Below are 25,177 nucleotides of genomic sequence, written 5' to 3' on the forward strand. Positions count from 1 at the left end.
CATCTTTATTTATCCAGCTCTGCATGAGCGGCCGCCACGACTTCTTGGACGCGTTCGTCCGTCACCGTGTCTTCACCGGCACTCTTGTCCTTCGTGAGGTAAATCAGGTACTCAATATTGCCCTCAGGCCCTTTGACTGGCGAATACGTCAGCGCGAGCGGCAAAAAGCCCGTCTCACGCGCAAAAGCCGTGACTTTGCGGATGACGTCTTCATGGACGGCAGGGTCGCGCACGACGCCTTTCTTGCCGACATTTTCGCGGCCGGCCTCGAACTGCGGCTTGATGAGGGCGACAATCTCGCCCGTTTCCTTCAATAAGGTATATGCGACGGGCAGAACCTTCGTCAGTGAGATAAAGGCCACATCGATGGAAGCAAAGTCGAGCGGCTCACCGATCATCTCCGGCGTGACCGTGCGGATGTTCGTGCGTTCCATGTTGACGACGCGTTCATCCGTGCGCAGTTTCCACGCGAGCTGGCCATAGCCGACATCGATTGCAAAGACTTTTTTCGCTCCGTTCTGCAGCATGCAGTCCGTGAAGCCCCCTGTCGAAGCGCCGATGTCCGCGGCTGCCTTGTCCTGCAGTCGGACACCGAATTCCTTCATGGCCTTCTCGAGTTTGAGTCCGCCGCGGCTGACATAGGGAATATCGTGGCCGAGCAGGCGGATTTCCGCTTCTTTCTTGACGGTCGTACCCGCCTTATCGATTTTCTGGCCGTCGACGAGGACCTCACCAGCCATGATCATGCGCTTCGCGCGTTCGCGGCTGCCTGCGAGGCCCTTCTCGACGAGCAGGATATCCAATCGTTCTTTTGCCATTCGTCTAAAAACCTTCCATCTCTATCTATATCTCTATCTCAATACCATATATATTGATTCTTTTATTCTTCTATGCCCCTGTATTGCCGCAGGACAGCCAGACGCTCGCGGACTTTTTCTGCCATTTGCTCAGGCTGCAGGCCGCAGAGCTCAAAGAGCTCTTTGCGCGTGCCCTGTTCAATGAAGCGGTCCGGCAGGCCAAAGCGCAAAAGCGGCACAGAAAGTCCGTTGTCTTCAAGGTATTCGGCCAAGGCCGAGCCGAAGCCGCCCGCGAGCATATTTTCCTCGGCTGTGATCAGGAGCTTCTTTTCTCCCGCATAACGGGAGATGAGCTCTGTGTCCAGAGGTTTGATAAAGCGCATATTGACGACAGCGGCTTTTATCCCCTCGCCCGCTAAGATGGCTGCGGCCTCTTTCGCCTTTTCGACCATCGTGCCGACGGCGAGGAAGGCGATATCGCCCTCGTCCTGCAGGATTTCGGCTTTGCCAATTGGCAGTTTCTCGAACGAGTCCGTAAGCTCCACGCCGAGGCCGCAGCCGCGCGGATAGCGCACGGCCGAAGGCCCCTTGATGTCGATGGCCGTGGCCAGCATATGGCGGAGCTCTTCTTCATCCTTCGGTGCCATGACGCACATATGCGGCATCTGGCGCAGATACGAGAGGTCGAAGACGCCGTGATGCGTCGGACCGTCCTCACCGACGAGACCGGCTCTATCAAGGCAGAGCGTCACGGGCAGGTTCTGCAGGCAGACATCGTGTATGAGCTGATCGTAGGCGCGCTGTGCGAAGGTCGAATACAGCGCAATCACGGGGTGCATGCCCGCCGCAGCCGCGCCGGCCGCCAGCGTCATCGCGTGTTCCTCGGCGATGCCGACATCGAAAAAGCGGTCCGGATAGACCTTGCCAAAAGCCTTGAGCCCCGTGCCGGACGGCATGGCCGCCGTGATGGCGAGAATATCGGGGCGGTCTTTCGCGAGCTCGATGAGGGCCTGACTGAAGACCGAGGTATACGACGGGGCCTTATTGGCCTTGGGAGCCGACTTGCCCGTACTCGGGTCAAAGCAGCCCACGCCGTGGAATTTTTCCGGTGCCTTCTCCGCCGGAATATAGCCCTTGCCCTTGATCGTGTGGATATGGATGAGGACAGGTCCTTCCATTTCCTTTGCGCGCTGCAGAACTTCTTCCAGAAGGCCGATGTTGTGGCCGTCAATGGGTCCGACATAATGGAAGCCCATTTCCTCGAAGAGGCTGCCCGGCACGAGTGCGGAACGCACGCCGTCCTTCAGGTGGCTGGCCGTCCTATAGACCTTGTCGCCAATGTGCGGGATGCTCATGAGCAGATTCCCCATGTCGCGCTTGGCCCGCGTGTACTGCGGCGCCATGCGGATGCGCGAGAGGTATTCGCTCATGGCGCCAACATTCGCGTCGATGGACATCTCATTGTCGTTGAGGATGACGATGAGCTTTTTGCCGAGGTCGCCCGCATTGTTCAGGGCCTCAAAGGATTCGCCGCCCGTCAGGGCGCCGTCGCCGATGACCGCAATGACCTGATTGTGCTCGCCCTTCATATCGCGCGCAATGGCCATGCCGAGAGCCGCCGAGATGGACGTGCTCGCATGGCCGACGCCGAACGCGTCGTACGGGGATTCAAAACGATTTGGAAAGCCCGTGATGCCGCCTTTTTTTCGAAGCGTCGAGAAGGCTTTTTTGCGCCCTGTCAGGATTTTATGCGTATAAGCCTGATGGCCGACATCCCAGACGAGCTTGTCCTTCGGGAACTGGAACACGCTGTAAAGGGCCAGTGTGAGTTCGACCGTGCCGAGATTCGGCGCGAGATGACCGCCGTTCTGCGAAACCGTATCGATGATGAAATGGCGGATTTCGGAGGCCAGCTCCGTGAGCTCACGCACGGTCAGCTTCTTGACATCCTCTGGTTTCTCGATTTTATCCAGTAATGCATACATGGAAACACTTCCCATCAATTTTTTCGTTCGAGCATATAGCGGACGAGCTGACGCAGGAAGTCAGCTTCGGGGCCGAAGCCGGAAAGTGCCGCCACAGCGCCGTCTACGGTCTCTTTGGCGAGTTTTCGTGCTTCCTCCAAAGATGTCAGCGTCACATACGTCGACTTTTCGTTGCGGATGTCGCTGCCGACCGGCTTGCCGATGAGCTTTTCATCGCCGACGACATCGAGGATATCATCCGTAATCTGAAAGGCCAGACCGAATTTTTCGGCGTAATCCGTCAGGGCCGCAAGGGATTTTTCATCCGCGCCCGCGAGGATGGCACCGCTTCTGAGGGCAGCGCGGAAAAGGGCGCCGGTCTTGCCCATGTGCATTTTGCGCAGGGTTTCCATATCGATGTGTTTGCCCTCCGACTCAAGGTCGATGGCCTGACCGCCGACCATGCCGTTCATGCCGGCAGCCGTGCTGATTTCCTTGACAACGCGCAGGAGCGTGGCGGCATCCGTATGCTGCTGGCGCACGAGAACTTCAAAGGCCAGTGTTAAGAGGGCATCGCCTGCGAGCACGGCCATGCCGTCGCCGTAAACCTTGTGGTTCGTGAGTTTGCCGCGGCGATAGTCATCGTTGTCCATCGCCGGCAGGTCGTCGTGAATGAGGGAATACGTATGAATCATCTCGAGAGCGCAGCCCGCCGTGATGTAGTCCGTACCCTTTTTGCCGACCGCATCAGCAGCCGCCATCAGGAGAATTGGCCGCAGGCGCTTGCCGCCCGCCATTAGACTGTATTTCATCGCTGCCGCGAGCGTCGCGTCAAGAGGCGCATAAAGCTCCAATTCTCTTACGAGCTGCTGTTCCACGAGCTTTTGGCGCTCTTTCCAAAGTTCCTTCAACATATTCATTCACCCTCAACCCTCAATATCCAATTTGCTTTCCTTGACTTTTCCCTGTTCTTCCTTTAAGAGAAGGTCCATCGCCTGCTCCGCGCGGTCAAGAGACTTCGTGCAGTTTTCCGCAAGCGTCACGCCCTCTGAATAATGGCTCATAAGGTCCTTCAATGTCAGATTGCCCTCTTCCATTTCCTTGACGATGCTCTCGAGCTTGGCAAGGGATTCTTCAAACGAGAGCTCCTTTTTTCTTGGCATACTACAGCATCCTTTCGTCTTTCTCGTCTTTCGTCTTTTGTCTCAGCTCAGGCTCTTGGCGGCTTGACCTGCCGGACTTCGGCTGAGAAGCGGCCATCCTTCAGCGTGACCGTGAGTTCGTCGCCTTTTTTGACATCTTTGATGCTGCTGACGGCCCCGCCTTCGCTTTTCTTCTCGATGATGCCATAGCCCTGCCGCAGGATGTGCACCGGATTTAAGAGGTCCAGCTTTTGCAGGACGATCTCGAGTGCATGCCTTTTGGCCTGTGCCTGCGCCTTGGTGAGGCTGTCGAGCTTATTGCGGGCCTGGTCGAGCCGCTGCAGACGGCCCGCCAGCAGCAGATGCGGATTCTTGAGCGCCGTGCTGCGGCAGCAGGCGTCGAGGCGCAGCCTTTTTTCCGTCAGGGCGCGCTTTAGCTGCTGACTGAGCTGCGCGCGAAGGCCCTCGAGATAACGAAGATAATCCTCGCGGTCCGGCACGGCGAGCTCTGCGGCCTGCGAAGGCGTCGCGGCGCGCTGGTCGCTCGCAAAATCCGCGAGCGTGAAGTCCGTCTCATGGCCGACAGCCGAAATGACGGGAATCCTGGAATCATAGATGGCCCGGACCACAGGCTCTTCGTTAAAAGCCCAGAGGTCTTCCATCGAACCGCCGCCGCGGCCGACAATCAGCACATCGACGGGATATTTTTCATTGAAGAAGCGGATGGCATCGGCAATCTGGCCCGCCGCTTCCTCGCCCTGCACGAGCACGGGCTTTAAGACGAGCTGGATGGCAGGCCAGCGGCGTTTTGAGACGTGGTAGATATCGCGCAGCACCGCGCCCGAAATCGACGTGACGATGCCGATGCGCTTCGGGAATTTTGGCAGCGGCTTCTTGTGCGCCGCGTCAAAAAGGCCCTCGGCTGCGAGCTTTGCCTTGAGCTGCTCAAAGGCCAGTGCGAGGTCGCCGGCTCCCTCCGGCATCATGCGGTCGGCGTAGAGCTGGTAAACGCCGTCGCGCTCATAGACCGAGATGCCGCCGCTGACGACGACCTGCATGCCGTTTTCCGGACGAAAGCGCAGATACTGCGCGCGGCTGCGGAACATCACGCATTTGATGCACGAGTTCGCATCCTTCAGCGTGAAATAACAGTGCCCCGAAGCATAACATTTGAAATTTGACAATTCGCCACGCACCTGCAGATGGGACAGCACAGTTTCCCGCTGGAACATCGTCTTGATGTACCGCGTGACGTCACTGACACTATGGATTTCCACGACAGCCTTCCCTTCTATTTTTTACAAAAATACAAGAAAAAGCCAGACAAAAAGTCTGGCTCCTCCTATGCATCACTGCGCGCTTTTCATGATGGCGCCGAGAATCCCGTTCACATAGCGGCTGGAGTCATCCGTACCATACTTCTTTGCCAGTTCCACAGCCTCATTGATGGCGATATTCGGCGTGAGCTTCTCGTCTGCAAAACACATCTCGTACGTTGCCATACGCGTGAGATTGCGGTCGACAGCTGCCATGCGCTCGACTTTCCATTCGCGCGAATTCTGCGCGATCATCTGGTCGATGGCCTCAAGATTGGCACGCGTCCCGCTGACGAGCTTCTGCACGAATGCGCGGTCATGGGCACTGAGGCGTTCCGCCTCGCCAAGTGCCGTATCGATGGCCAGCGTTTCCTGCATCTCTTCCTGATCCGCCGCTTCCGCCGGATTCAAATCTAACTGGAAGAGCGCCTGCAGCGCGACTTCCCTTGCTTGTCTACGACTCATTCCTAACCTTCCTTACAGATATCCTATTTTATGTATGTTCCTGATATTTTCGCGTCATCAGCGCAGGCGGTTGATCCGGTCAAGGAATTCATCCGCCAGACGGCCGAAGAAATCGTCCTCGCGGTCCGCTTTTCTGCCAACATAAAGGCCGATGCCGCCGCAGAGCACGACAAAGAGCGTGCGCCAGAAGCCAAACAGCAGAATAGCTGCGGCCAGTATGACGCCGGCAGACAAACCGACGCATGCGCCCCGATTTTCCTGCCAGCGCTCTTTAAGCCATGCCTTGAATTCTTCTTTCATTTCCGAAACACTCCGCAACACTCCGAATTATCCCTGACACGCCGCACTGCCTTTTCAGACGACGCGGCGCTTTGCCGGCAGCGCGTCCGTGATGCCCGTGATTTTCGTATCGACGGCGATATCGTCAAGGCCCATGACCTCATGAATCTGCGCGCGGACAGCGTCGGCTGCCGCAGCCGTGAGCTCCTTGACATTGACATGGCGGCTGACCGTCAGTTCGAGCACGAGGCGCAGCGTTTCCGGCGCCTTGCGCGAGGGCCTCACGCCCATGGCGCGCACTTTGGCCATGCGGATGCCGTGCAGGCCCATGAGCGTCTGCTCGGCCATGCTGCGGACCGCCGGCAGTGCGACTTCCACGCCGCCATTTTCGCTCTGCAGCAGGATGAAATCCCCGCTGCGGCGCGTGTGTTCGGCATCGCTGTGCAGGGACGTGCGCAGCAGATAAAGCGAGAGCACGAGTACGATGACGGAACCTGCGATGGTTTCCGGACGTGCAAGGATATATTGGATTTCATTGAGCCAAACCGATTCCGGCAGTACCTTCGCTGTGAGCAGAAGCATCAGCACCGACAGCGCTGCCGTACCGATTGAAAAGACAAACAACAAAAAACGGTTGATAATCCCCATTTTATCCGCCTCGCTTCAACTCAGCGCACGCGTACCTCCTCCGACTTTGCATTCTCCTCTGGGAAGCCGACGCCCTGTACATGGACATTGACTTCGACAACGGACAGTCCCGTCATCGTCTCGATGGCCTGCTTGACGTTTTCCTGTACCGCGAGAGCGATATCCGGAATGCGCACGCCGTATTTGACGATGATGAAGAGGTCTACAGCTGCTTCTTTCTCACCGACTTCGACCTTGACGCCCTTGGCAAAGTTTTTGCGGCCGAGCATTTCCGCGATGCCGCCGGCAATGCCGCCGCTCATGCCGGCGATGCCGTCGACTTCCGTGGCAGCAAGACCAGCAATGATGCTGACGACTTCATCCGCAATGCGGATGGCACCGAGGTTCGAATCTTTCTTGACGACTTCTTTTTCGTTGGTCATGATAAAGGCCTCCTTGCCTGAAATAAAATGCTGTACGTTTTTCTGTATGATATGTACGGCGGAGTCCATAAGGCTGTTGAAAAACCTATCCCCACCATGCATATTTATACTGTACTATTCGTTAAGTCAAACGCTTTTTCCTGCCCAGACGAAAAATAAAATGAAAGAAATGCAGCTGTCACATCAGATGCATGAATATGCCTGACATAACAGCTGCCCAGAATGTGCAGATTATGCGCGCTCGATGTAGTTGCCCGTACGCGTATCGATGCGGAGCGTATCGCCTTCGTTGACGAAAAGCGGTACGCGGACTTCGTAGCCCGTCTCAACCTTGGCCATCTTCGTAGCGCCCGTAGCCGTGTTGCCCTTGACACTCGGCTCGCACTCGACAACCTTGAGGTTGACGGAGTTCGGGAGCTGGATGCCGATGATGCGGCCCTTGAACGTCTGCAGCGAAACTTCCATGTTCTCCATGAGGTAGTTCAGAGCATCGCCGAGCTGGTCCTTGTTGAGTTCCGTCTGCTCATACGTTTCCGTATCCATGAACGTGTACATGCCATCGGCCTCGTAGAGGTACTGCATGTTGCGCGTCTCGAGATGAGCTGCCGGCATTTTTTCGTTCGGATTGAAGGTACGCTCTACCACTGCACCCGTCTCAACATTCTTGATCTTCGTGCGTACGAAAGCAGCGCCCTTGCCCGGCTTTACATGCTGGAAATCGACAATCTGCCAGACACCGCCATCAATTTCAATCGTTAAGCCCGTGCGGAAATCAGTACTATTAATCATTAACTTACGCCCTCCAAAATATCATATTCGCATTCAAGATACAAAACGTATCATAACATTCTTTATTATAATCAACTTATGGCCTATCGTCAAGCACAGACATGCCTGAGCCCTATAGAGTCTTGTTTTTCTCCGGATTCTGGCCGTTTAAAGAATCTCCACAAGCTCTTTATTCGATTTTGTCAGGCGCTCGCTGCCCGTCTTCGTCACGAGCACCGTGTCTTCGATGCGCAGGCCGCCCCAGCCCGGGAGATAGACGCCCGGTTCGTCGGTAATGAGCATGTTCGGCAGGAGATGCTCGCACGTGCTCGACGGCGAAAGGCGCGGCTCTTCGTGAATCTCGAGGCCGAGGCTGTGGCCAAGGCCGTGGCCGAAGTACTGCGCAAGATCGTATTTCTTGAGGAATGCGCGCGAAGCGGCGTCGATTTCCTTGCCCGATTTGCCCGGAGCGATTTCGTCTAAGACCATCTTCTGCGTGCCGAGCACGGCCTCATAGACCTTGCGCTGGCGGTCGCTGGCTTTGCCCACGCAGACGGTGCGCGTGATGTCGGAGCAGTAGCCCTCGTATTTCGCGCCGTAGTCCATCGTCACGAAGTCGCCTGCCTCGATGATTTTTTCCGTGGCCGTGCCGTGCGGCATGCTGCCGCGCAGGCCCGAAGCCACGATTGTGTCGAACGAAGGTTTCTCGGAGCCCGCCTCGCGCATGACCTGTTCAAGGCGCGCCGCGACGGCGATTTCCGTCACGCCCGGCTTGATAAATTTGACGATATCCTCAAAGGCCTTGTCGGCAAACGCACAGGCTTTGCGGATATAGCCGATTTCTTCCTCGTCCTTGACCTGACGCAGCGCGTCGAGATTCAAAGGCGTCTTGAACTCGATGCCCTCAAGCAGGGACGAAAGACCTGCGTAAACATCGTAGATAATCGCATTGCCTTCAAAGCCGACCTTATGGCAGCCGAGTTTTTTGACGAGTTCAGCCGTTTTGGCGAGCAGGCCGTGCTTGTGCTCTACGACCTCAAAAAGGGGGGCCTGTTTCTGGGCCTGTTCCGTATAACGGTTGTCGGTGACGAGCAGAGCCTTGTCCTTCGTGATGACGAGCGTCGTATCATCGCCGCGGAAACCGCTGAAATAATGAAGATTGACGTATTTCGTCACGATGACCGCATCGAGATTGTTCTCTGCGAGCAGGCTGCGCAGGGCAGTCAAACGATTCTGATTCATAAAAAGCATCTCCTGTTTCGTTGCCTGATTTGGTTCTATGTCTTAATAAATGATAGAATCAGATTTTGTTTGCTTTGCTGAGCTTATAGATGATGGCTTCCAGTGCCGCGAGGTAGCTCTCGACGCCGAGGCCCGAAATCTGTCCCATCGCCACGGGAGCGAGCACCGACGTATGGCGGAACTCTTCACGCTTGTGGATATTCGACAGATGGACTTCAATGACCGGCACATCGATAGCCGCAATGGCATCGCGGATGGCAATGCTGTAATGCGTATAAGCCGCGGCATTGAAGATGATAAAATCAAACTTGTGATTGGCCTGCTGCAGGGCATCGACGAGCTCGCCCTCGTGATTCGACTGGAAGAAGGCCGTCTCGATGCCGGCTTCTGCGGCGCGCGCCGCAATCATCTCGTTGATATCATCGAGTGTCGTGTAGCCGTAGATCTCCGGCTCACGCGTGCCGAGCATGTTGAGGTTCGGCCCATGCAGTACAAGTACTCTTGGCATATAAAATCCCCCTGACAAAAAGATGCAAAAAGAACTGACTCAATAGCGGATGACAAAGCGCTTTTCATCCGGCACGACCTCAATCGGGTTAAAGTCCAGCGTCTTGACCTTGATGAAGTAATTGCCCTCGCGGATTTCGACAGAAAGCTTGTCAATTTTGTGCGGGTCACCCTGAATTTCCATCGTGACGCTGCCGTCGTCCATATTGCGCACCCAGCCCGTGAGTCCAAGCTCTGAAGCATGATTCTGCACGAACATGCGGAAACCGACGCCCTGTACGCGGCCGGTTGCCCTGCCAAAATAACGAACGAAATTTGTCTCTGCCATAAAAAGCCCTTCTTTCTTCTGTTACGCCTGCGGCTCCTTTTTCTTCAGGACGTCGCGGCGCAGGATCGTATATGGTTCCACAGGCTTGTCCATGCGGATCTTGATGATCTGCTGGGCATGCGGGGCAACCTCAATAGGCGTGCCCTCTTCGTCAAGCATATCAGAAAGTTTCTGACGATACAAGGGGGCATGCGGCTGAAAGACCTCAATTTCCTGTCCAATTTTCATATTATTGCGCTGCTCGACGACAGCGTAGCGCGTCTCGGGGTCGTAAGAGCGCACGAGGCCGATGAATTCCGACGTCTGCTCATACGACGAGGTGCCGTAGAGCTGGTCATCTGCATCTGGCTGATGGTAGTAAAAGCCCGTCGTGTACGGACGGTGCGAGACCTTCTCGAGCTCGTCAAGCCAACTCTGCTGGATTTTAAAGTGCTCCGGGTCCTCAAAATACGCGTCAATTGCGAGTCTGTAAGCCTTGACGACGCTCGCCGCGTAATGCACGCTCTTCATGCGGCCCTCGATTTTGAGGCTTTCGACACCGCTCTCGATGACATCCTTGATATGCGGCAGCAGGCACATATCCTTCGAATTCATGATGTACGTGCCGCGCTCATCCTCGGCAATCGGGAAGTATCTCCCCGGACGCGTCTCCTCGACGAGCGCGTACTTCCAGCGGCACGACTGCGCGCAGCTGCCGCGGTTCGAGTCGCGGCCCGTGAAATAATTCGACAGCAGGCAGCGGCCCGAGTACGAAATGCACATGGCCCCGTGCACGAACATCTCGAGGTCCGCCGTCGTCTTCGCGCGGATTTCGCGAATTTCGTTTAAGGACATCTCACGCGCGAGCACGACGCGCTTGGCACCGAGCTGCTGCCACGCGTTGACCGTGCGCCAGTTCGTGTTGTTCGCCTGCGTACTGATATGGATTTCCATCTTCGGCGTGACTTCCCGGCAAATGGAAAAAACGCCGAGGTCCGCGATGAGCAAAGCGTCCGTGCCAATCGACTCGAGATAGCGCAGATAGTCGGGCAGCCCCTCAAGGTCGCTGTTGTGCGGGAAAATATTGACCGTCACATAGACCTTTTTGCCGAGCTTATGGGCAAAATCCATGGCTTCCTTGAGCTCTTCGCGCGTGAAATTGCCGCCAAAGGCGCGCAGTCCGTACATTTTGCCGCCAAGATAGACGGCATCGGCGCCGTAGAGAAGCGCCATCTTCATTTTTTCCAGATTTCCGGCTGGAGCCAGAAGCTCCGGCTTTTTCAACATATATATTATCCTCCGTTTAATTTTCATGTTCTTGTCGTCACAGCCAGTCCGTCGCCGTTCTCGAGAATCTCCGTCATGAAGCCCTCGGCCTGACTCGTAAGCTCAATGTATTCGCGCAGCCGCTTGACGATTGTGCGGTAGCGGCGCGGCGCCTTTTCCTCACCGCGCACATAGCCGCGAAACAGCACATTGTCGGCGACAATCGTACATTTCGGCGCAAGCAGCGGCTGTATCTTATGGAAATAATCGACATACTGCCCCTTCGCCGCGTCGATAAAGACAAAATCATACGGCCCCTGCAGGGTCAGCAGGATGTCCCCCGCATTGCCCTGCAGAATCTCGATGATGTCGCGGTACGGCGAACGGTCGATGAAGTCCCGTGCCGTCTGCGCACGTTCTTCGGAAAGCTCGAGCGTCGTGATTTTGATATCCTCAGCGCCATTTGCCGCCAAAAGCAGTGCCGAATAGCCGATGGCCGTGCCGATTTCAAGCACGCGGTGCGGCTTTTTCTCTTTGATCACCTTGAGAAAGGCTTTGCGGCCGTTCTCATTGATAATCGGTACATGATTCTCGGCCGCATAGGCCTCCATCCCGCGCAGCAAATCCTCAAAATCTGACATATTTTACATTCCCTCATTCCCTATATAATGGAAGGAACAAGTCAGCGGACCTGCTCCACGATGGCCTCATGTTCCTCGTACGTCGCCGAATAATGGTTGTGCCCCTGACGGTCCGCGACGAAATAGAGATAATCCGTGGCGGCCGGATGCAGCACGGCGTTGATGGCCTTCATGCCGGGGCTCGCAATCGGTCCCGGCGGCAGGCCCTGATGCTGGTACGTGTTGTACGGCGAATCGATTTTCGTATCGGCAAGCGAGACATCCTCTTTCGGCGCGTTCATCAGATACTGCAGCGTCGTGTCCGACTGCAGCGGCATGCCAATCTGCAGCCGCTTCAAAAAGACCTGCGCGATGATCGGCCGGTCCTCATCGTAGCGCGCTTCCTTCTCGACAAGAGAAGCCAGCGTCACGAGGTCGTGAATCGAGAGGCCCATGGCCGCGGCCTGCTGGCGCATCTCCGGCGTCAGACGGTTATCGAAGTCCTGCGACATCATCTTCATGATGAGCTCCGGTGTCACATCGCTCTGAATCTCATACGTATCGGGGAAGAGATAGCCCTCGGCCGCATAGCGCACATTCGGCCCCTTCTTCATATAGCTGTACGGCGCGTAGTTCTTGGCTTTTTCCAAAAACTCATTTTCATCGACAAGGCCCTCATCGGCCAGACGCTTCGCGATTTCCTTGACGCCAAAGCCTTCCGGAATCGTGAATTTGACAATCGTCGTATCGCCCGAGACGAGTTTATTGAGCACGTCCTGTTCGTCCATATGGGCCTTAAAGGCATACGTGCCTGTCTTGAATTTGCTCGCATCGCCCTGCAGCTTCATCAGCCACCAAAAACGGAACTTGCTGTCGATGACGCCGAGCTTCGTCAGCCTGTCCGAAATCTCCGAGGCCGTCGTACCCGGCTTGACCGTCATATAGATATTTTCCTGCGCATCGCGGTCCGAACGCTGCATGACGGCTGTCGTGCCAAACGCCAGATACATGCCAAAACCGCCGCCCACGAGCACGATGAACACGGCCGCAATGGCCGTCCACTTCTTCCAGCCAAGGGATTTGAGCTTGTCCTTAAAGCATGCCATTTTCCCCTTCTCTATTGTCACCACAGGAGCAGCTTTTTTCGATACCTCGACAGATTTGACCGGCTTAACCGGTTTGGCAGTTTTGGCAGGCTCAGCCGGCTTGACCTCTTTTGCAGACTTGACAACCTTAGTCGCGGCTTTATCTGCAGGCGATGACGTTTCAGCGGCTTTTTCCGCAGCTGCTTCTTGGTCGGACTTTTTTTCAGCATCAGTCCGGCTTTTCTCAGCATTTGACTCAGTCTTCTTTTCCTGGCCCTGCTTCTCTTCTTCGTTTCCCGCCTGCTTGGCTGACTTTTCGCCGCCGTTATCCGTTTTCGTCTTGCCTTCCCCGACTTTCTCAGTGCTCTCAGCCTTTTCCGACTTAGCCGCAGTTTTTTCGGCCTTGGCAGACTGCTCAGACTTCGCCGCTTCCTGAGTTTCAGCCTTTACTTCGGCATGTTTCGGTTCGCCTGCCGTATTTTTCGCTTTGGGCGGCTGTTTTTCGTTTGCATCGTGCATTGCTCTTCATTCTCCGTACATGAAAAAGCCGCTATCCAAACAAATGGATAGCAGCGGTGACGTTCTTCTTTAGTCGTTCTCGGCTTCGTCCACGAGAGCGTTGTATGCTTCCTGAACAGCCTCAAACTCTTCATCCGTCGGCTCGATGTACTCATCTTCGCCGTCTTCATTCGTGACAATCTTCGCGATGATGACATCCTCATCGTCATCCTCACAGCCGCAGCCGCAGGAATGCTCATGCTCTTCGTCCTCGCCATGAATGCCGACGAGCAGCGCGAACTTATCTTCATCGACCGGGATGATCATCTCTTCGCGGTAGTAGTACTCATTGCCCTCATCGTCCGTCATGACAACCACGATATCGTCATCATTCATCATGTCCTGATCTGCCATTCGATACACCTCTTCTTCCTATTTATATCATAAAAAACAAAATAACCTTTTGCTAAGCTTCTATTATAATGAAGCATTCCGGCCCTTCAGGCCTCTTTCATTGTAGCGTATCGCCCGAAGCGCTGTCAACCACAAAAGAGAGTCCAGCAAAGACTTCGTCAGTGTTTGCTGTCAAGGAAGCCCTGCAGGATAAAGACCGCGGCCATCTTGTCGATGACTTTCTTGCGCTTTTTGCGCGAAACATCGGCCTCAATCAAAGAGCGCGTCGCTGCGACCGTCGAAAGGCGCTCGTCCCAGAAGAACACCTCAACATCGGGATATGCCTTCTTGACTTCGCCCATGAATTCCTTGACAATCGCGCAGCGGTCGCCCTCCGTGCCGTCCATATTCTTCGGCAGCCCCGACACGAGTGACTTTGTCTCATACTGCTCCATCAGCTCGCCAAGGCGCTTTAAGTCGTCCTCAAGCGACTTGCGGCGAATCGTCTCGACGCCCTGCGCCGTCAGCCCCAAAAGGTCGCTTACCGCAATGCCAATCGTGCGGTCGCCGATATCGAGCGACATGTAACGCTTCATTTCTTTTCTGCACCTTTCTCAAGATACGAACGCACGAGCTCTTCAAGCAGCTCATCGCGCTCAAGCGTGCGAATCAGGCTGCGCGCATCGTTGTGGCTCGTCACATAAGCCGGGTCGCCCGACAGCAGATACCCGACGAGCTGATTAATCGGGTTGTACCCCTTCTCCTCCATCGCGGCGCAGACCGAACGGATGATTTTCTCTGCTTTATTCCTATCGTCCCCGAAATGGAACATCATCGTTTCTTCATTGTTAGCCATAACAATTCCTCCAAAGCACTTATTCAGCATTTGCTGTATCTGACTTTATCTTACCATACTTTTGACTTTATGACCATTGTACGACGGATTTCTATAGTTTAGCTGAAAAGACGGCTTAGGCTGCCTTGGCATTGGCATTGATCCGGTCAATCGTCTGACGAATGCCCTGCCATATAGTCAAATCATCTGAGAACATATCGACGAGACTGCCCCTGTCCGTGAACGGCGGCTCCTGCAGGACAGAAAGATCCTTCATCATGCCGTTTTGAACAATGTACTCGACAATCTGATTGACGAAATAAATCTGCCGACTGTCGAGATTGCTGCCATCAAGATACTCTGCAAAAGCCTCTTTCGCAGCCTTCATGTCTAAGCCCACAATCTCACGGACGAATTCTCCTAGCGGTTTTTCCCCGTACTCAGCCTCATAATCCGTCTTTGTGCCAACCTCGCTCCAAAGGATTTTCTCCAGTTCCTTGACATCTTCCTGTGTCAGCGGAATATTTTCCTTGAGTTTGGCAATTGCGCCGTTTGACTGGTGCTCCCGAACATAGTATTCGGCTTTGGCCTTGTAATTTTTCAGGTCATCATTTTCAAGATTGGAAGGCTGTTCCTGCACCGAAAGAATCTCATCCGTAAAATTCGTGTCATACCGGATTTTTTCTGCAGGAATGTATTTCATCAGGTCGCGCAGTGACTTGCGGATGTGCTCAAAATCATCGACCTCAGCCGTTTCCAGATAGTCCGTATGCAGGATTTTCTCGATAAGCGGTGCCTGTACCTGTATCTCAGGGATATTGGCCACTCCCGCTATGGCCTTCACCTTTGTCAAAAGGTCATGACGGCCACGGCTGTATTTCTTTCCGGCTAGTTTCGCCAGCTCAATGCCATAAAGCAGTGCGTCAAAGCGCAGGGCACTGGCTTCGTCTGGTTCCGGCTCAATCAGATCCGCGAGTTCCTCCTTCACAGTCAGGGTATCTTCATACGTCAAGGCCTGATAGTTCTCTCCCTTCGCATATAAATCAACATAGCGAAGATGCTGATGAACGGCAAAATTATCGCGGTTCAGCTCTTTGATTTTGCTGACCATCTCCGTGACCAATCTTTGACGAAAAGCCTGCAAGGGCTTCGTCTGATAAGCCAAATCCTGCAGTTTATAAGCCATCTCAAATTTCAGGCAAAAAAGGCTGCCCTGTATCGAAAGCTGGTTCACGGCTTCTTTGCCTTTCTTCATGCGGAAGAACTCAAAGTTGCCGCAGAAGTCAAAGATATAGAACTTATCCTTATCCTGGTCATCGTCCATAAGCCCCGGGCAAAGGCGCGTGCCACGGCCGATCATCTGCCAAAACTTCGCCTTACTCATGACCTTCTTGAAGAAAACAAGGTTCAGAATCTCCGGTACATCGATGCCCGTATCGAGCATATCGACAGAAATCGCAATCTGCGGCAATTTCTCTGGCTCCGAGAATTCGTCGATGGCACTCTGCGCATAGGTCATATAGTTATCGATGACTTTGGCATAATCCTTTAAACGGGGATATTCTTTGTTGAATACCTCCAGAATTTTCTCCGCATGGTCATGATTCTTCGCGAAAATGATGGTCTTGCCTAGTTTGTTGCCATAGTCAATACGCAGGCCACGCGACATGAGCGTATTCAGGACCTTGCGAATGGTATCTTCATTAAAAATCCACTTGTTGAGTGCCGAAGCATTGATGCTGTCCGGCACATGGCCATTTTCATCTTCGAACGTATCCTCATAGGCCTCTTTATCTTCTGCCGACAATTCATCGTAGACAATGCCCTTGTCCAGAAATTTTAGCGATGTTTCGACGGACATAAAGTCGACGAGATAACCATCCTTGACAGCCTGCGAAAGCTCATATCCATAAGTCGGCACGCCATTTTCGAGCTCGAAAATCTCATACGTATTCTTGTCGATATCATCCTTCGGCGTCGCCGTCAGTCCGACCAGCGGCGCATCAAAGTACCGGAAGATGTCCCGATATTTATTATAGATGGAACGATGTGCCTCATCGCAAATGACCAAGTCAAAATGACCGCAGGTGAAGAGTTTGCCCTTATCGTCACGAACCGAGTCAATGCAGTTCATCATGGTCTGATACGTCGAAAAGACACAGTGTGCCGTGAGATTTTCCTTATCCTCACAGAGATTCGTCACCGATAGATCCGGAAGCAGATTGACAAAACTGCGCTTAGCCTGCGTGACGAGAGAATTGCGGTCGGCCAGAAAGAGAATATCCCGAATCCAGCCCTGCTCGAGAAGAACCTTGCAGAGAGCAATGACTGTACGTGTTTTCCCTGAGCCCGTAGCCATGACCAGCAGAGCCTTGCGCCGATTTTTCGCATCAAAACTGTCGCAGACCGCCTTGATAGCAGCTTCCTGATAATAACGTCCGGCAATATTCTTGTCGACCGAGATGTATTTCAGGCTCGTGCGCATGCTCTGCAGATTCAAGAGCTTTTCCAGATCCCGCTTGGAATAAAGCGCGGCGACTCTGCGTTCCGGATACTGATTGTCGATAATCCGCGTCTCAAAACCATTGGTCAGGAACAAAACAGGCCTTCTGCCCTGCTGTTTTTCGATAAGGTCCGCATAAAGTTTCCCCTGCTGGCGTCCCTTTGCCACATCGACACAGGTACGCTTTGCCTCGATGACGGCAAGGATCTTGCCATCCTTGCCCAAAAGCACATAGTCGGCATAGCCGACTGCCGATTTATTCGGCATACCCGCGAGTTCATATTCGTTAAGCCAGTCTTTGCCTTCTGTCCAACCCGCGTCGACGAGCATCGTATCGATGTAGAGCTTGCGCGTCTTGTATTCCGAGATGTCAAGAGGCTTCGGCACATACGTCTCCTGCTTTTCCTCACGGCGTTTTGTCAGCTTCTCACGCAGAGCAGCATTTTCCTTCATGAGAGCATCGAGCTTGACTTCTGCCTCTGTAGGCTCCGTCGGTACTAATGCAGGTACGGGCTGTGCATCCACGAGATTTTTGTCAAATGAACCTTCCTTATAATTACTGGCATAACAGTAAGCGAGAAAATCCATGAAAATATAGAGATTCTCCAGACAGAGCATGGCCTGATCTTTCGAGATTTTACGGCTGTCATGCGCGGCGATATTACCGATTTTGCGGATAAAATGCAGCCGTGTCAAAAGATCGTCATCAATAGCATCACGAAAATCATCCGTACTCATGAGGCTGATGAGCTTATCATCCCACGGTCTGTGCAGGGACTTGTCAACCGAATACATCCATTTGATGGCAAACTCCATCGCACGGCGGCAGTTGAGCACCGACGCAGCATAATCAATCGGCAGAATCCTTTCCGCGGCTACCGCCACATCGGCAAAACTATGAAATTTTGGTTCTTGCTGCAAAAAGTCAAAATTCGTCATGACCATCATCTCCCTCGCAGCCACATGATTTTTATGACTTGAAAGCATGTGTTGGAGTAAGTGCTATTCCAAATTCATTAATTGTATCCTCTGAATTACCATCATATATCTCTTTACCCATAGCTTCTTCAATCAAGCCAAGAACGGCCTCAGCACGATGAACAAAATAAGTATCGAAATCATCAGCTACCAACGCATCATAATCGACAAAATGCGACTCAATACGTTCACGCAGTTCTGCTTCTGTCAGTCCATCTACCTTTTTCAGGATACTTTTCGTATAGATACTGGGGGCCTTGCCACCGATGCATCTATTGGTGGCTGACAAAAGCGGTGTTTTATTTACGATGCAATTATATCGACGTCTTGGAATGCCAACATTTTCACAATATGCCTCTGGGAAAATATGATGGATATCCGGAGATTCTATCATGCTGTTGATGACATCAATCGTAATACCATTCATGAAATCACGGCATTTACGTTGATAGAGAAGTGCCATGACTCCTTTGTAAGCAGCGCTGTTTCTTGTCTGCAAAGTCAACAGACGTGTCGCGGAAAAGAACGAAGCATTGATGGTTCTTGCTGGATTCTCTTTGCCATTTACAGCATTAATGACATCTTCCACATCATTAGCATAGCGTGTCTCATTTGCGCCGCCATACATTTCACCAAAAATGCCGCACCAATACCATTGAGACAGGATTTTGATGGTATTCGGACTGTCGCATTTTGACTTGCCCAGAATGGCACAGATTACAGACAGCGGAATCAGCTGCGTCGTATATGGCAAATCCCGTTTTCTGAACACACATTGATACTGCAGCAAAAAGTTACGAGCAAGCTGGAACCCTGTCAGCACCGCATCTCTATACGCAATATAAGAATCATACTTCAAGCTCAGCACATCTTTTTTCTTGCAGGATACTGCCCCTGCTTTTCCAGCCTTCTTATCCATGTAACTCGTATACAACGTGACTGCCGTCAAAAAAGTAGTCTCGTCGATGCCATAGAGCAAATCAGTCTGCAGAGAATCTCCATCGCCGCGGATGATTTTCCTGCACCTATTCCAGTCGGCACGAAGATCAAATTCATGCGTGGCAAACATTGCCGTGACCAATTCGAAGACAGTCAAGGGAACGCCGCCCGTATTGACATTTTCAAATACCTTGCAGACAGCTTCTCTCGGGGTAGATTTATCCAGAGTGATGACAGGCAACTTATACGCCGTAATCGTATTAAGGATTATGCTGTTAAAGCTTTTGAATATTTCACGGGCATCTTTATCATCAGCATAATAATCCAGATATCCCATTATCCATTCTGTGCGTAAATCAATACGGTAAGCAACATTTAAAGGAAACATTTTTTGCTCGAATTCTTTTTCCCGACTGGATAAATCAATCGTTATCGTACGATTGAAGTTTTCTTTTACTTTACGATCCTCAGGAATAGAATATATAGCATCGACGCGATCTTCATTTTCATCCAGACATTTTGGCATAGAAAGATAATAGAATCTATGAATCTCTCTATCCTGTTCCGTTTTTGTCTTTACAGGTTCCTGACTATAAGCTGCCTGATAAATAGAAGTCAATCTTTGTTGACCGTCGAGGACTAAGTAATCTGGAACTGCATCGTCTGCATGTACTCCTTCGATTGTTCTATATTGGAACTGGATATCTGGATTACCATATTGCAGGCGCATAATTGCTCCCATGGGATACCCCTGTGACAAACTGGCAATGATTCCCTTGATACGATTATCATCCCATGTCCAATTGCGCTGAAACTCAGGAAGCTGAATCTTACCTTGATTAACGTCTTCTAGCAATTGCTTTAAATTTGTATCTAATGATGTTGGCGCGATCATATTTTTATCCTTCCTTTTTAACCTCTTGTTTCAGCATATCCACGAGATTGCCTAGAGATACTTTGATATTGTAAATTTTGATTTGTTAACTTGATAAACAAAATTTATAAATTGTTCTTGAAGACCATACGGTGGAACCATCACATTTAAGTCACGCAGGATTTTTAGGTTAATGTTTTTTTGTGCACTTTGAGGCGCTTGTTCCTCTAAAATCTTCTGAAAGAAGGAGAACCAATAATGTATATACAATGTATCAACTATTTTGTCAGGAATAAAGCCTACTACACTATCCGGAAAACATGCATCGAAATCTAATATTCCTGTTTTTGCAATATTGGCTGCTATCGTAATACAAAGTGTTCCCTTCGGCCACATTCTACTTTGTTTTAAACCTAATTCAGAATATGTAGACGTATATCCTGATATATACGTCGCTGAATTTGCCACATCTCCTGTTTGTATCAATGGATATATTCCCCCCAGCAACTCCGGCGCATTACGAGGACGATGTTTGGACACACCTCGATTTAACTCGCCAAGATTTCCTAATTTTCTTAACGGCCATCCCTTAGGATTCACACTAGGATCCCCAAACATTTCTATAAATCGGGCTTTAACTAGATAATCTAATTTCTCGAATTCTTCTTTACGTAACTTCTTCAATTTGATTACAGTATCTAGTTTCTTAACTATTTCCGCCTGAATAGATAAAGAAGGAATCTCTATCGGGAACTCATATAACATTGTTAACTTAAGATTATCTCTTACGCTGCCAGTTGCTACTGCTTTTATCCGCTGGAGTGCGAAATCACTCTTGAGGTAATAATACAAATATTGTTTATTCAATTTCTCTGATACAGAAAAAACATTATATAAAGGACTTACTATTACCTCATCTTGATCTTTTTGCCAATCAACAGATCCTACATTTATTCTCGACGGATTATACGCAAAACAGCCGCGCGGAACAATCTTATATGTTGATTTATCTTTACTAGCAACTTCTTTCCCAAAATAGTCCCGACAAAATCCTTGATTATTGGTAACGCTATATACAGGAATATCTTTATTGCTCTTATTCCTAACAGAATACTCTTTTATATAATCTCCAAGTCTTACCTTCATCTTATCCCCTACAAATCTGAATTGTAGGCAGATTCAATGATATTGATTTTCTGGACTTAGGCAATGTATTTCCTATGGGACTCTTTGACATTGTTCTGATTGACGATGGCATATTGCATAGTCGTGTCAATCTGAGAGTGACCAAGGATTTTCTGTACCTGCTCAACCGGCATGCCTTTGTCAATAGCTCTGGTAGCCATAGTTCGACGGAATTTATGCGGGTGGATTCGGTCAAGTCCGAGGGCACGGCCTAGTCGGCGCAGTCGGACTTCGACACCGCTGATTTGCAAGCGATCATATGGAGCATCTAATGACACGAATAAAGCTGGATTTGTGTCATGCCTGTTTGTCAGATAATCCTGCAGATGAATCTTCGTCTTAGCATCGAAGTAAACACGCCGCTCTTTGTCGCCTTTGCCAAGCACAATACATTCGCGTTCATTGAAGTCAATATCGTCAATGTTCAGTCGGACAAGTTCGCCGACTCGCATGCCCGTTGAATAAAGCAAGTCGATAATGGCCAAGTCACGTTTGCATGAGCAGCAGTCACGTAGACGTTCAATCTCTTCATCTGTGATCGTGCTTTTGACAGTCTTCGTCGTCTTGATCTTGTGGATTCGTCGCATCGGACTTTTGAGGATATAGTCTTCTTCTTCCAGCCACGAGAAGAAACTCGAGATATTGCGGCGAACATTGTCGACCGTCACCTTGCTGCAATTGTTGATGGCCTGATAATCGACGAGATATTGACGGATCATCTCCGTCGTAATCTTGCGAATGGGCTCTGTGATAGTTGTCAGAAAATGTTGAACGGTGACTTTGTAATATTGAATCGTCCGCTCGGAACAGCCTTCAATTTTCTTAGCATTCAGGAACATTGTCAGGTATTCAAAGTTATCCGTATCAGCCGGCAGCTGTTCCTCCTGATAAAGATGCTTGACCAATACTTCCTGCAAGCGTTTTAGCTGTGCTGCATTCAATACTTCCGCCATTTCGTTGATGATGATGACAAATTTTTCTTCCATAATATTTACCTCCTACATACTCGTAAAAGGCAAATGCCCCGCCCATCTACCCCAGTCCCACAACGGCCTTGCTATTATTCAGTTAACCGAAATACTCCTGCATCAGGGAATTAAACAGAGTCTGCGTTTCATCCAGTGATTTTTGGATGGCAGATTTTGATTTATCAACCTGAATCACAAAATTAACAAATCTATTTTGCTCTGCTAATGATGGAACTAGTAGGTGCAATGAGTTTATCGATTTAAAATTTAAACCAGCCTTTACTGCACTTTGGTTTTTTGCCATAAATTGTTCTTTTCCTGCAGGACTTTCCATAAAATAAGCCACATATAAAGGATTCAGCAATTCCTTATTGAGGCGAATACATGTTAGATGCTGGTTGATATATGCGCCATGTTCCGAGATTTCTTTAGTCACTACTCCAGTTCTACCCAAATCTGCAGTAATGCTGATTAAAAGGTCGCCTTCTTTAACTTTAGTGCGTTTTGCCTCTGCATTATACGGTACATTGATTTTCTGTATATTATTTGTGTTAATATGGCAATCTTTTACATTTTTTATTGTTATAAACCATTCTGTTCCCTCATCCGTGCAATACTTTGCCCATCCCCTTGAGCCAGAAGTGATGAACTCTATATATTCTGAGAGCCTACGTACCGGATATCCATGAGTATTTTGCATAGGATCCCCAAAAAGTTCTACAAATCGGGCATTAAGAAGTAGATCAATGGTTCGAAGTTCTTCTCGTTTTATATCTACTATATGACGACATTTATTTAAGATATCTACAATTTCTTTTTGCGTGGATAAACTTGGTAGATTAATTTCTACACTTTCAACTATCTTTTTTGATATTTCCTTGAAAGTTGCTCCACGGCCCAAAGAGATTAAATATTCTTTTCTTGATTTCAGAAACCAATATAAGTATTCATTATATATTCTCGGCCCACATATCAAGTTTTTAAATCCTTGGTTGCAGTACATTTCTTTTCCTGCAATACCAACTTTACCAATAGGAGCACGCGAAGAAAGCACCACTGTTCCTTTCGGAAATGATTTAAGCCCCGTTTTACGAACAGCTAATTCAGTTATTTTTCTTTCGCTACCATTGATGATATAAGTCTCTTCATTTAATTCAGCAGGTGTAATCCAATCAATGTCACCATTCCAATAGTCAGGAATCCCTGTTTTAGGTGTACTACCTGTCACCACTGTACACACATCGCCAAGCCTTATTTTCTCACGCATTATTTCCACCTACAAATCTGAAGTTACTTCTTCAACAACTCTTCCAGCTCGTCCATTTCCTTCTGTATCTGCTTTTCAAGGTCACGCAGATTAGCCATGATCTCTTCGGTCGGCGGGTATTCGACCGGCACGTACTCGATCTTCTTGTATTTGTTGATACTGAGGTCGTAGTCGTTGTCGGCGATTTCCTGTTTTGGTACGAGGAAGGACTGGTCCGTGCGTTCCCGACTTTCTTCGCCATCGAGGTGATGGAAACGTTCGATGATGTCGGGAATGTCATTTTCGTCAACGGGACTGCGTTTATCGTCGAGACTGAAACCATCGGCCTTCATATCGTAGAACCAGACCTTATCTGTACCGCCCTGACCCGTCTTTGTGAAAATCAGAATACCGGTTGACACACCGGCATATGGCTTGAACACACCCGAGGGCATGGAAATGACCGCTTCGAGGCGATTGTCCTCAATCAGCGTCTTGCGGATGGCCTTATGGGCTTTAGATGAGCCAAAGAGCACGCCATCCGGGACAATGCAGGCACAGCGGCCGCCCACGCGCAGCATGCGCAGGAAAAGCGCGAGAAAAAGGAGTTCTGTCTTTTTCGTCTTGCAGACTTTCAGCAAGTCAGCCGAGACAATATCATAGTCAAGGCTGCCCTTGAACGGTGGATTGGCTAAAATCAGGGAATAAAAATCTTTATCCGGATTTTGGTCGGACAGACTGTCGCGATATTCGATGGTCGGATTCTCAACGCCATGGGCCATCATGTTCATGGCACCAATGCGCAGCATGGTACGGTCCATATCGTAGCCATGGAACATTTTGTTCATGTAATGCTCTTTATTCGCCTTGTTGAAAAAGACCTCTTCCTTGCAATTCTTCTTTAAAAAGTCGCTGGCCGCAACCAGAAAGCCCGATGTGCCGCAGGCTGGATCGCAGATAATGTCGTTGGCCTTCGGCTCCATAAGGTCGACCATCATCGTGATGATATGACGCGGCGTGCGGAACTGACCGTTGACGCCAGCCGTAGCCAACTTGGAAAGCAGATACTCGTAAACATCGCCGCGAACATCGGTATTTTTGATCTGAGCCATTTGTTCGTAAATACCATCCATGGCCGTGACAATCTTATCGAGCATCAAAGGCGTCGGAATCTTGAAGATGGCATCGGCCATGTACTTCGAATAGGCACTTTCCTTATCGCCGTGAAGTTCCTTGATAAACGGAAAGACGAATTCCTGCATTGTGCTGTACATGCGTGCTGCCGGAAAGTCATGGAAGGTGCTCCATTTAAGCTGTTCACCGGCTATCATGCGCTCGCCGATTTTGATATCGCCGGCAAAAATGCTTTTATAAGGAAGGCCCAGCATGACCGCGCTTTTCGCGCGCGTATTGTCGACTTCATCAAGGTCATGAATGAACATCAGATACGTCATCTGCTCAATGACTTCCAAAGGATTCGTCAGACCGCCCGTCCAAAAAATCTCCCAGAGACTGTCAATCTTACTTTTCAACTCACCAGTTATCATATTGTCACATACCCCGTTCTTCGTTTCTTTTTCATATTTTAATTTTATTCGTGACAAGTCAACCAAAATCCTGCCCCAATGCAGTACAAAAAAGCCCCTGCTGTCTGCAGAGGCGTTTCTCATGACCAAAAATCAAGCCTTATTTGAAAAGGTCCCAGAGGCTGAACGTGGTCTTCCGATAAATCTTGTTCTTGACGGCGCGCTCGGGGTCGCGCAGCAGGCCCATACCTTTTTTGCCGTAACCCGGAATCAGGGCGCGTTTGACGGCGCGCTTGGCTGCGCCTGTAGTTCTCGCGCGCAAGGATTTTTTGAGACTTGGTGTTCTCATGCCGATTTTCATGACGATTCCTCCTGTCCTTGTTATTTTCCCTATACTGTCTCAT

The 25,177-nt window shown here is 50.7% G+C and carries 26 protein-coding genes; all 26 read right to left on the minus strand.

The annotated features are described in order from the left end of the window. Window positions 1-5: 5 nt before the first annotated feature. Entirely contained in the window at window positions 6-818 is an 813-nt protein-coding gene (locus ACE419_RS04570) for a TlyA family RNA methyltransferase (RefSeq protein ID WP_432646611.1), read from the minus strand. A gap of 62 nt (window positions 819-880) precedes the next feature. After that, window positions 881-2,782, minus strand: a complete 1,902-nt coding sequence (gene dxs, locus ACE419_RS04575; RefSeq protein WP_435721179.1) for a 1-deoxy-D-xylulose-5-phosphate synthase — start codon at window positions 2,780-2,782, stop codon at window positions 881-883. Between the two features lie 14 nt (window positions 2,783-2,796). Then, window positions 2,797-3,675: a polyprenyl synthetase family protein gene (locus tag ACE419_RS04580; protein ID WP_435721180.1), complete on the minus strand. Its 879-nt coding sequence runs from the start codon at window positions 3,673-3,675 to the stop codon at window positions 2,797-2,799. 12 nt (window positions 3,676-3,687) lie between these two features. Continuing rightward, entirely contained in the window at window positions 3,688-3,924 is a 237-nt protein-coding gene (gene xseB / locus ACE419_RS04585) for an exodeoxyribonuclease VII small subunit (RefSeq protein ID WP_435721181.1), read from the minus strand. A 47-nt stretch (window positions 3,925-3,971) separates the two neighbouring features. Beyond that, complete coding sequence (gene xseA / locus ACE419_RS04590; protein WP_435721182.1) at window positions 3,972-5,180, minus strand: exodeoxyribonuclease VII large subunit; 1,209 nt, start codon at window positions 5,178-5,180, stop codon at window positions 3,972-3,974. A gap of 72 nt (window positions 5,181-5,252) precedes the next feature. Then, the gene (gene nusB / locus ACE419_RS04595) at window positions 5,253-5,684 is read right to left on the minus strand and encodes a transcription antitermination factor NusB (protein WP_432646606.1); all 432 of its coding nucleotides are present in this window, start codon (window positions 5,682-5,684) and stop codon (window positions 5,253-5,255) included. A 57-nt stretch (window positions 5,685-5,741) separates the two neighbouring features. Beyond that, a complete protein-coding gene (locus ACE419_RS04600) occupies window positions 5,742-5,984 on the minus strand; it encodes a DUF2273 domain-containing protein (protein WP_435721183.1) in 243 nt (80 codons plus the stop codon). A 54-nt stretch (window positions 5,985-6,038) separates the two neighbouring features. Next, window positions 6,039-6,611, minus strand: coding sequence for an alkaline shock response membrane anchor protein AmaP (gene amaP, locus ACE419_RS04605; protein ID WP_435721184.1), 573 nt, complete (start codon window positions 6,609-6,611; stop codon window positions 6,039-6,041). Window positions 6,612-6,631: 20 nt separating this feature from the next. Beyond that, entirely contained in the window at window positions 6,632-7,033 is a 402-nt protein-coding gene (locus ACE419_RS04610) for an Asp23/Gls24 family envelope stress response protein (RefSeq protein ID WP_295634415.1), read from the minus strand. 231 nt (window positions 7,034-7,264) lie between these two features. Beyond that, window positions 7,265-7,822, minus strand: coding sequence for an elongation factor P (efp, locus tag ACE419_RS04615; RefSeq protein ID WP_432646603.1), 558 nt, complete (start codon window positions 7,820-7,822; stop codon window positions 7,265-7,267). Between the two features lie 147 nt (window positions 7,823-7,969). After that, on the minus strand, window positions 7,970-9,043 hold the full coding sequence (locus tag ACE419_RS04620; protein WP_435721185.1) for a M24 family metallopeptidase: 1,074 nt from the start codon (window positions 9,041-9,043) through the stop codon (window positions 7,970-7,972). A gap of 58 nt (window positions 9,044-9,101) precedes the next feature. Further along, window positions 9,102-9,551: a type II 3-dehydroquinate dehydratase gene (aroQ, locus tag ACE419_RS04625; RefSeq protein ID WP_435721186.1), complete on the minus strand. Its 450-nt coding sequence runs from the start codon at window positions 9,549-9,551 to the stop codon at window positions 9,102-9,104. Between the two features lie 39 nt (window positions 9,552-9,590). After that, on the minus strand, window positions 9,591-9,878 hold the full coding sequence (locus ACE419_RS04630) for an acylphosphatase (protein ID WP_435721187.1): 288 nt from the start codon (window positions 9,876-9,878) through the stop codon (window positions 9,591-9,593). Between the two features lie 21 nt (window positions 9,879-9,899). Next, a complete protein-coding gene (locus ACE419_RS04635; RefSeq protein ID WP_435721188.1) occupies window positions 9,900-11,144 on the minus strand; it encodes a peptidase U32 family protein in 1,245 nt (414 codons plus the stop codon). Between the two features lie 23 nt (window positions 11,145-11,167). After that, window positions 11,168-11,764, minus strand: coding sequence for an O-methyltransferase (locus ACE419_RS04640; RefSeq protein ID WP_435721189.1), 597 nt, complete (start codon window positions 11,762-11,764; stop codon window positions 11,168-11,170). A 41-nt stretch (window positions 11,765-11,805) separates the two neighbouring features. After that, window positions 11,806-13,347, minus strand: a complete 1,542-nt coding sequence (gene mltG / locus ACE419_RS04645) for an endolytic transglycosylase MltG (protein WP_435721190.1) — start codon at window positions 13,345-13,347, stop codon at window positions 11,806-11,808. Between the two features lie 69 nt (window positions 13,348-13,416). After that, on the minus strand, window positions 13,417-13,740 hold the full coding sequence (locus ACE419_RS04650; protein ID WP_432647556.1) for a DUF1292 domain-containing protein: 324 nt from the start codon (window positions 13,738-13,740) through the stop codon (window positions 13,417-13,419). A gap of 158 nt (window positions 13,741-13,898) precedes the next feature. Further along, window positions 13,899-14,315 (minus strand): Holliday junction resolvase RuvX, encoded by a 417-nt coding sequence (ruvX, locus tag ACE419_RS04655; RefSeq protein WP_435721191.1) that lies wholly within the window; start codon window positions 14,313-14,315, stop codon window positions 13,899-13,901. After that, window positions 14,312-14,575, minus strand: coding sequence for an IreB family regulatory phosphoprotein (locus ACE419_RS04660; protein ID WP_432647554.1), 264 nt, complete (start codon window positions 14,573-14,575; stop codon window positions 14,312-14,314). Before ACE419_RS04660 ends, ruvX begins: the two co-directional genes overlap by 4 nt. 115 nt (window positions 14,576-14,690) lie before the next feature. Continuing rightward, the gene (locus ACE419_RS04665; RefSeq protein WP_435721192.1) at window positions 14,691-17,996 is read right to left on the minus strand and encodes a DEAD/DEAH box helicase family protein; all 3,306 of its coding nucleotides are present in this window, start codon (window positions 17,994-17,996) and stop codon (window positions 14,691-14,693) included. 31 nt (window positions 17,997-18,027) lie between these two features. Then, the gene (locus tag ACE419_RS04670; protein WP_435721193.1) at window positions 18,028-19,869 is read right to left on the minus strand and encodes a GmrSD restriction endonuclease domain-containing protein; all 1,842 of its coding nucleotides are present in this window, start codon (window positions 19,867-19,869) and stop codon (window positions 18,028-18,030) included. Between the two features lie 51 nt (window positions 19,870-19,920). Then, window positions 19,921-20,994: a restriction endonuclease subunit S gene (locus ACE419_RS04675; RefSeq protein WP_435721194.1), complete on the minus strand. Its 1,074-nt coding sequence runs from the start codon at window positions 20,992-20,994 to the stop codon at window positions 19,921-19,923. Between the two features lie 56 nt (window positions 20,995-21,050). After that, a complete protein-coding gene (gene xerA, locus ACE419_RS04680; protein WP_435721195.1) occupies window positions 21,051-22,019 on the minus strand; it encodes a site-specific tyrosine recombinase/integron integrase in 969 nt (322 codons plus the stop codon). Window positions 22,020-22,101: 82 nt separating this feature from the next. Continuing rightward, window positions 22,102-23,268, minus strand: coding sequence for a restriction endonuclease subunit S (locus ACE419_RS04685; RefSeq protein WP_435721196.1), 1,167 nt, complete (start codon window positions 23,266-23,268; stop codon window positions 22,102-22,104). A gap of 23 nt (window positions 23,269-23,291) precedes the next feature. Beyond that, window positions 23,292-24,794, minus strand: a complete 1,503-nt coding sequence (locus tag ACE419_RS04690) for a class I SAM-dependent DNA methyltransferase (RefSeq protein ID WP_435721197.1) — start codon at window positions 24,792-24,794, stop codon at window positions 23,292-23,294. Window positions 24,795-24,933: 139 nt separating this feature from the next. Beyond that, window positions 24,934-25,134, minus strand: a complete 201-nt coding sequence (locus tag ACE419_RS04695; RefSeq protein ID WP_295635474.1) for a hypothetical protein — start codon at window positions 25,132-25,134, stop codon at window positions 24,934-24,936. Window positions 25,135-25,177 lie beyond the last annotated feature (43 nt).

This window comes from Mitsuokella apri, from assembly GCF_047974105.1.
Lineage (GTDB): Bacteria > Bacillota > Negativicutes > Selenomonadales > Selenomonadaceae > Mitsuokella.

What these genes read in the sequence shown, in the direction of transcription:
- ACE419_RS04570 (WP_432646611.1), bottom strand. Translation starts at nt 818, where the DNA reads ATGGCAAAAGAACGATTGGATATCCTGCTCGTCGAGAAGGGCCTCGCA.
- dxs (WP_435721179.1), bottom strand. Translation starts at nt 2,782, where the DNA reads ATGTATGCATTACTGGATAAAATCGAGAAACCAGAGGATGTCAAGAAG.
- ACE419_RS04580 (WP_435721180.1), bottom strand. Translation starts at nt 3,675, where the DNA reads ATGTTGAAGGAACTTTGGAAAGAGCGCCAAAAGCTCGTGGAACAGCAG.
- xseB (WP_435721181.1), bottom strand. Translation starts at nt 3,924, where the DNA reads ATGCCAAGAAAAAAGGAGCTCTCGTTTGAAGAATCCCTTGCCAAGCTC.
- nusB (WP_432646606.1), bottom strand. Translation starts at nt 5,684, where the DNA reads ATGAGTCGTAGACAAGCAAGGGAAGTCGCGCTGCAGGCGCTCTTCCAG.
- ACE419_RS04600 (WP_435721183.1), bottom strand. Translation starts at nt 5,984, where the DNA reads ATGAAAGAAGAATTCAAGGCATGGCTTAAAGAGCGCTGGCAGGAAAAT.
- amaP (WP_435721184.1), bottom strand. Translation starts at nt 6,611, where the DNA reads ATGGGGATTATCAACCGTTTTTTGTTGTTTGTCTTTTCAATCGGTACG.
- ACE419_RS04610 (WP_295634415.1), bottom strand. Translation starts at nt 7,033, where the DNA reads ATGACCAACGAAAAAGAAGTCGTCAAGAAAGATTCGAACCTCGGTGCC.
- efp (WP_432646603.1), bottom strand. Translation starts at nt 7,822, where the DNA reads ATGATTAATAGTACTGATTTCCGCACGGGCTTAACGATTGAAATTGAT.
- ACE419_RS04620 (WP_435721185.1), bottom strand. Translation starts at nt 9,043, where the DNA reads ATGAATCAGAATCGTTTGACTGCCCTGCGCAGCCTGCTCGCAGAGAAC.
- aroQ (WP_435721186.1), bottom strand. Translation starts at nt 9,551, where the DNA reads ATGCCAAGAGTACTTGTACTGCATGGGCCGAACCTCAACATGCTCGGC.
- ACE419_RS04630 (WP_435721187.1), bottom strand. Translation starts at nt 9,878, where the DNA reads ATGGCAGAGACAAATTTCGTTCGTTATTTTGGCAGGGCAACCGGCCGC.
- ACE419_RS04635 (WP_435721188.1), bottom strand. Translation starts at nt 11,144, where the DNA reads ATGTTGAAAAAGCCGGAGCTTCTGGCTCCAGCCGGAAATCTGGAAAAA.
- ACE419_RS04640 (WP_435721189.1), bottom strand. Translation starts at nt 11,764, where the DNA reads ATGTCAGATTTTGAGGATTTGCTGCGCGGGATGGAGGCCTATGCGGCC.
- mltG (WP_435721190.1), bottom strand. Translation starts at nt 13,347, where the DNA reads ATGCACGATGCAAACGAAAAACAGCCGCCCAAAGCGAAAAATACGGCA.
- ACE419_RS04650 (WP_432647556.1), bottom strand. Translation starts at nt 13,740, where the DNA reads ATGGCAGATCAGGACATGATGAATGATGACGATATCGTGGTTGTCATG.
- ruvX (WP_435721191.1), bottom strand. Translation starts at nt 14,315, where the DNA reads ATGAAGCGTTACATGTCGCTCGATATCGGCGACCGCACGATTGGCATT.
- ACE419_RS04660 (WP_432647554.1), bottom strand. Translation starts at nt 14,575, where the DNA reads ATGGCTAACAATGAAGAAACGATGATGTTCCATTTCGGGGACGATAGG.
- ACE419_RS04665 (WP_435721192.1), bottom strand. Translation starts at nt 17,996, where the DNA reads ATGACGAATTTTGACTTTTTGCAGCAAGAACCAAAATTTCATAGTTTT.
- ACE419_RS04670 (WP_435721193.1), bottom strand. Translation starts at nt 19,869, where the DNA reads ATGATCGCGCCAACATCATTAGATACAAATTTAAAGCAATTGCTAGAA.
- ACE419_RS04675 (WP_435721194.1), bottom strand. Translation starts at nt 20,994, where the DNA reads ATGAAGGTAAGACTTGGAGATTATATAAAAGAGTATTCTGTTAGGAAT.
- xerA (WP_435721195.1), bottom strand. Translation starts at nt 22,019, where the DNA reads ATGGAAGAAAAATTTGTCATCATCATCAACGAAATGGCGGAAGTATTG.
- ACE419_RS04685 (WP_435721196.1), bottom strand. Translation starts at nt 23,268, where the DNA reads ATGCGTGAGAAAATAAGGCTTGGCGATGTGTGTACAGTGGTGACAGGT.
- ACE419_RS04690 (WP_435721197.1), bottom strand. Translation starts at nt 24,794, where the DNA reads ATGATAACTGGTGAGTTGAAAAGTAAGATTGACAGTCTCTGGGAGATT.
- ACE419_RS04695 (WP_295635474.1), bottom strand. Translation starts at nt 25,134, where the DNA reads ATGAAAATCGGCATGAGAACACCAAGTCTCAAAAAATCCTTGCGCGCG.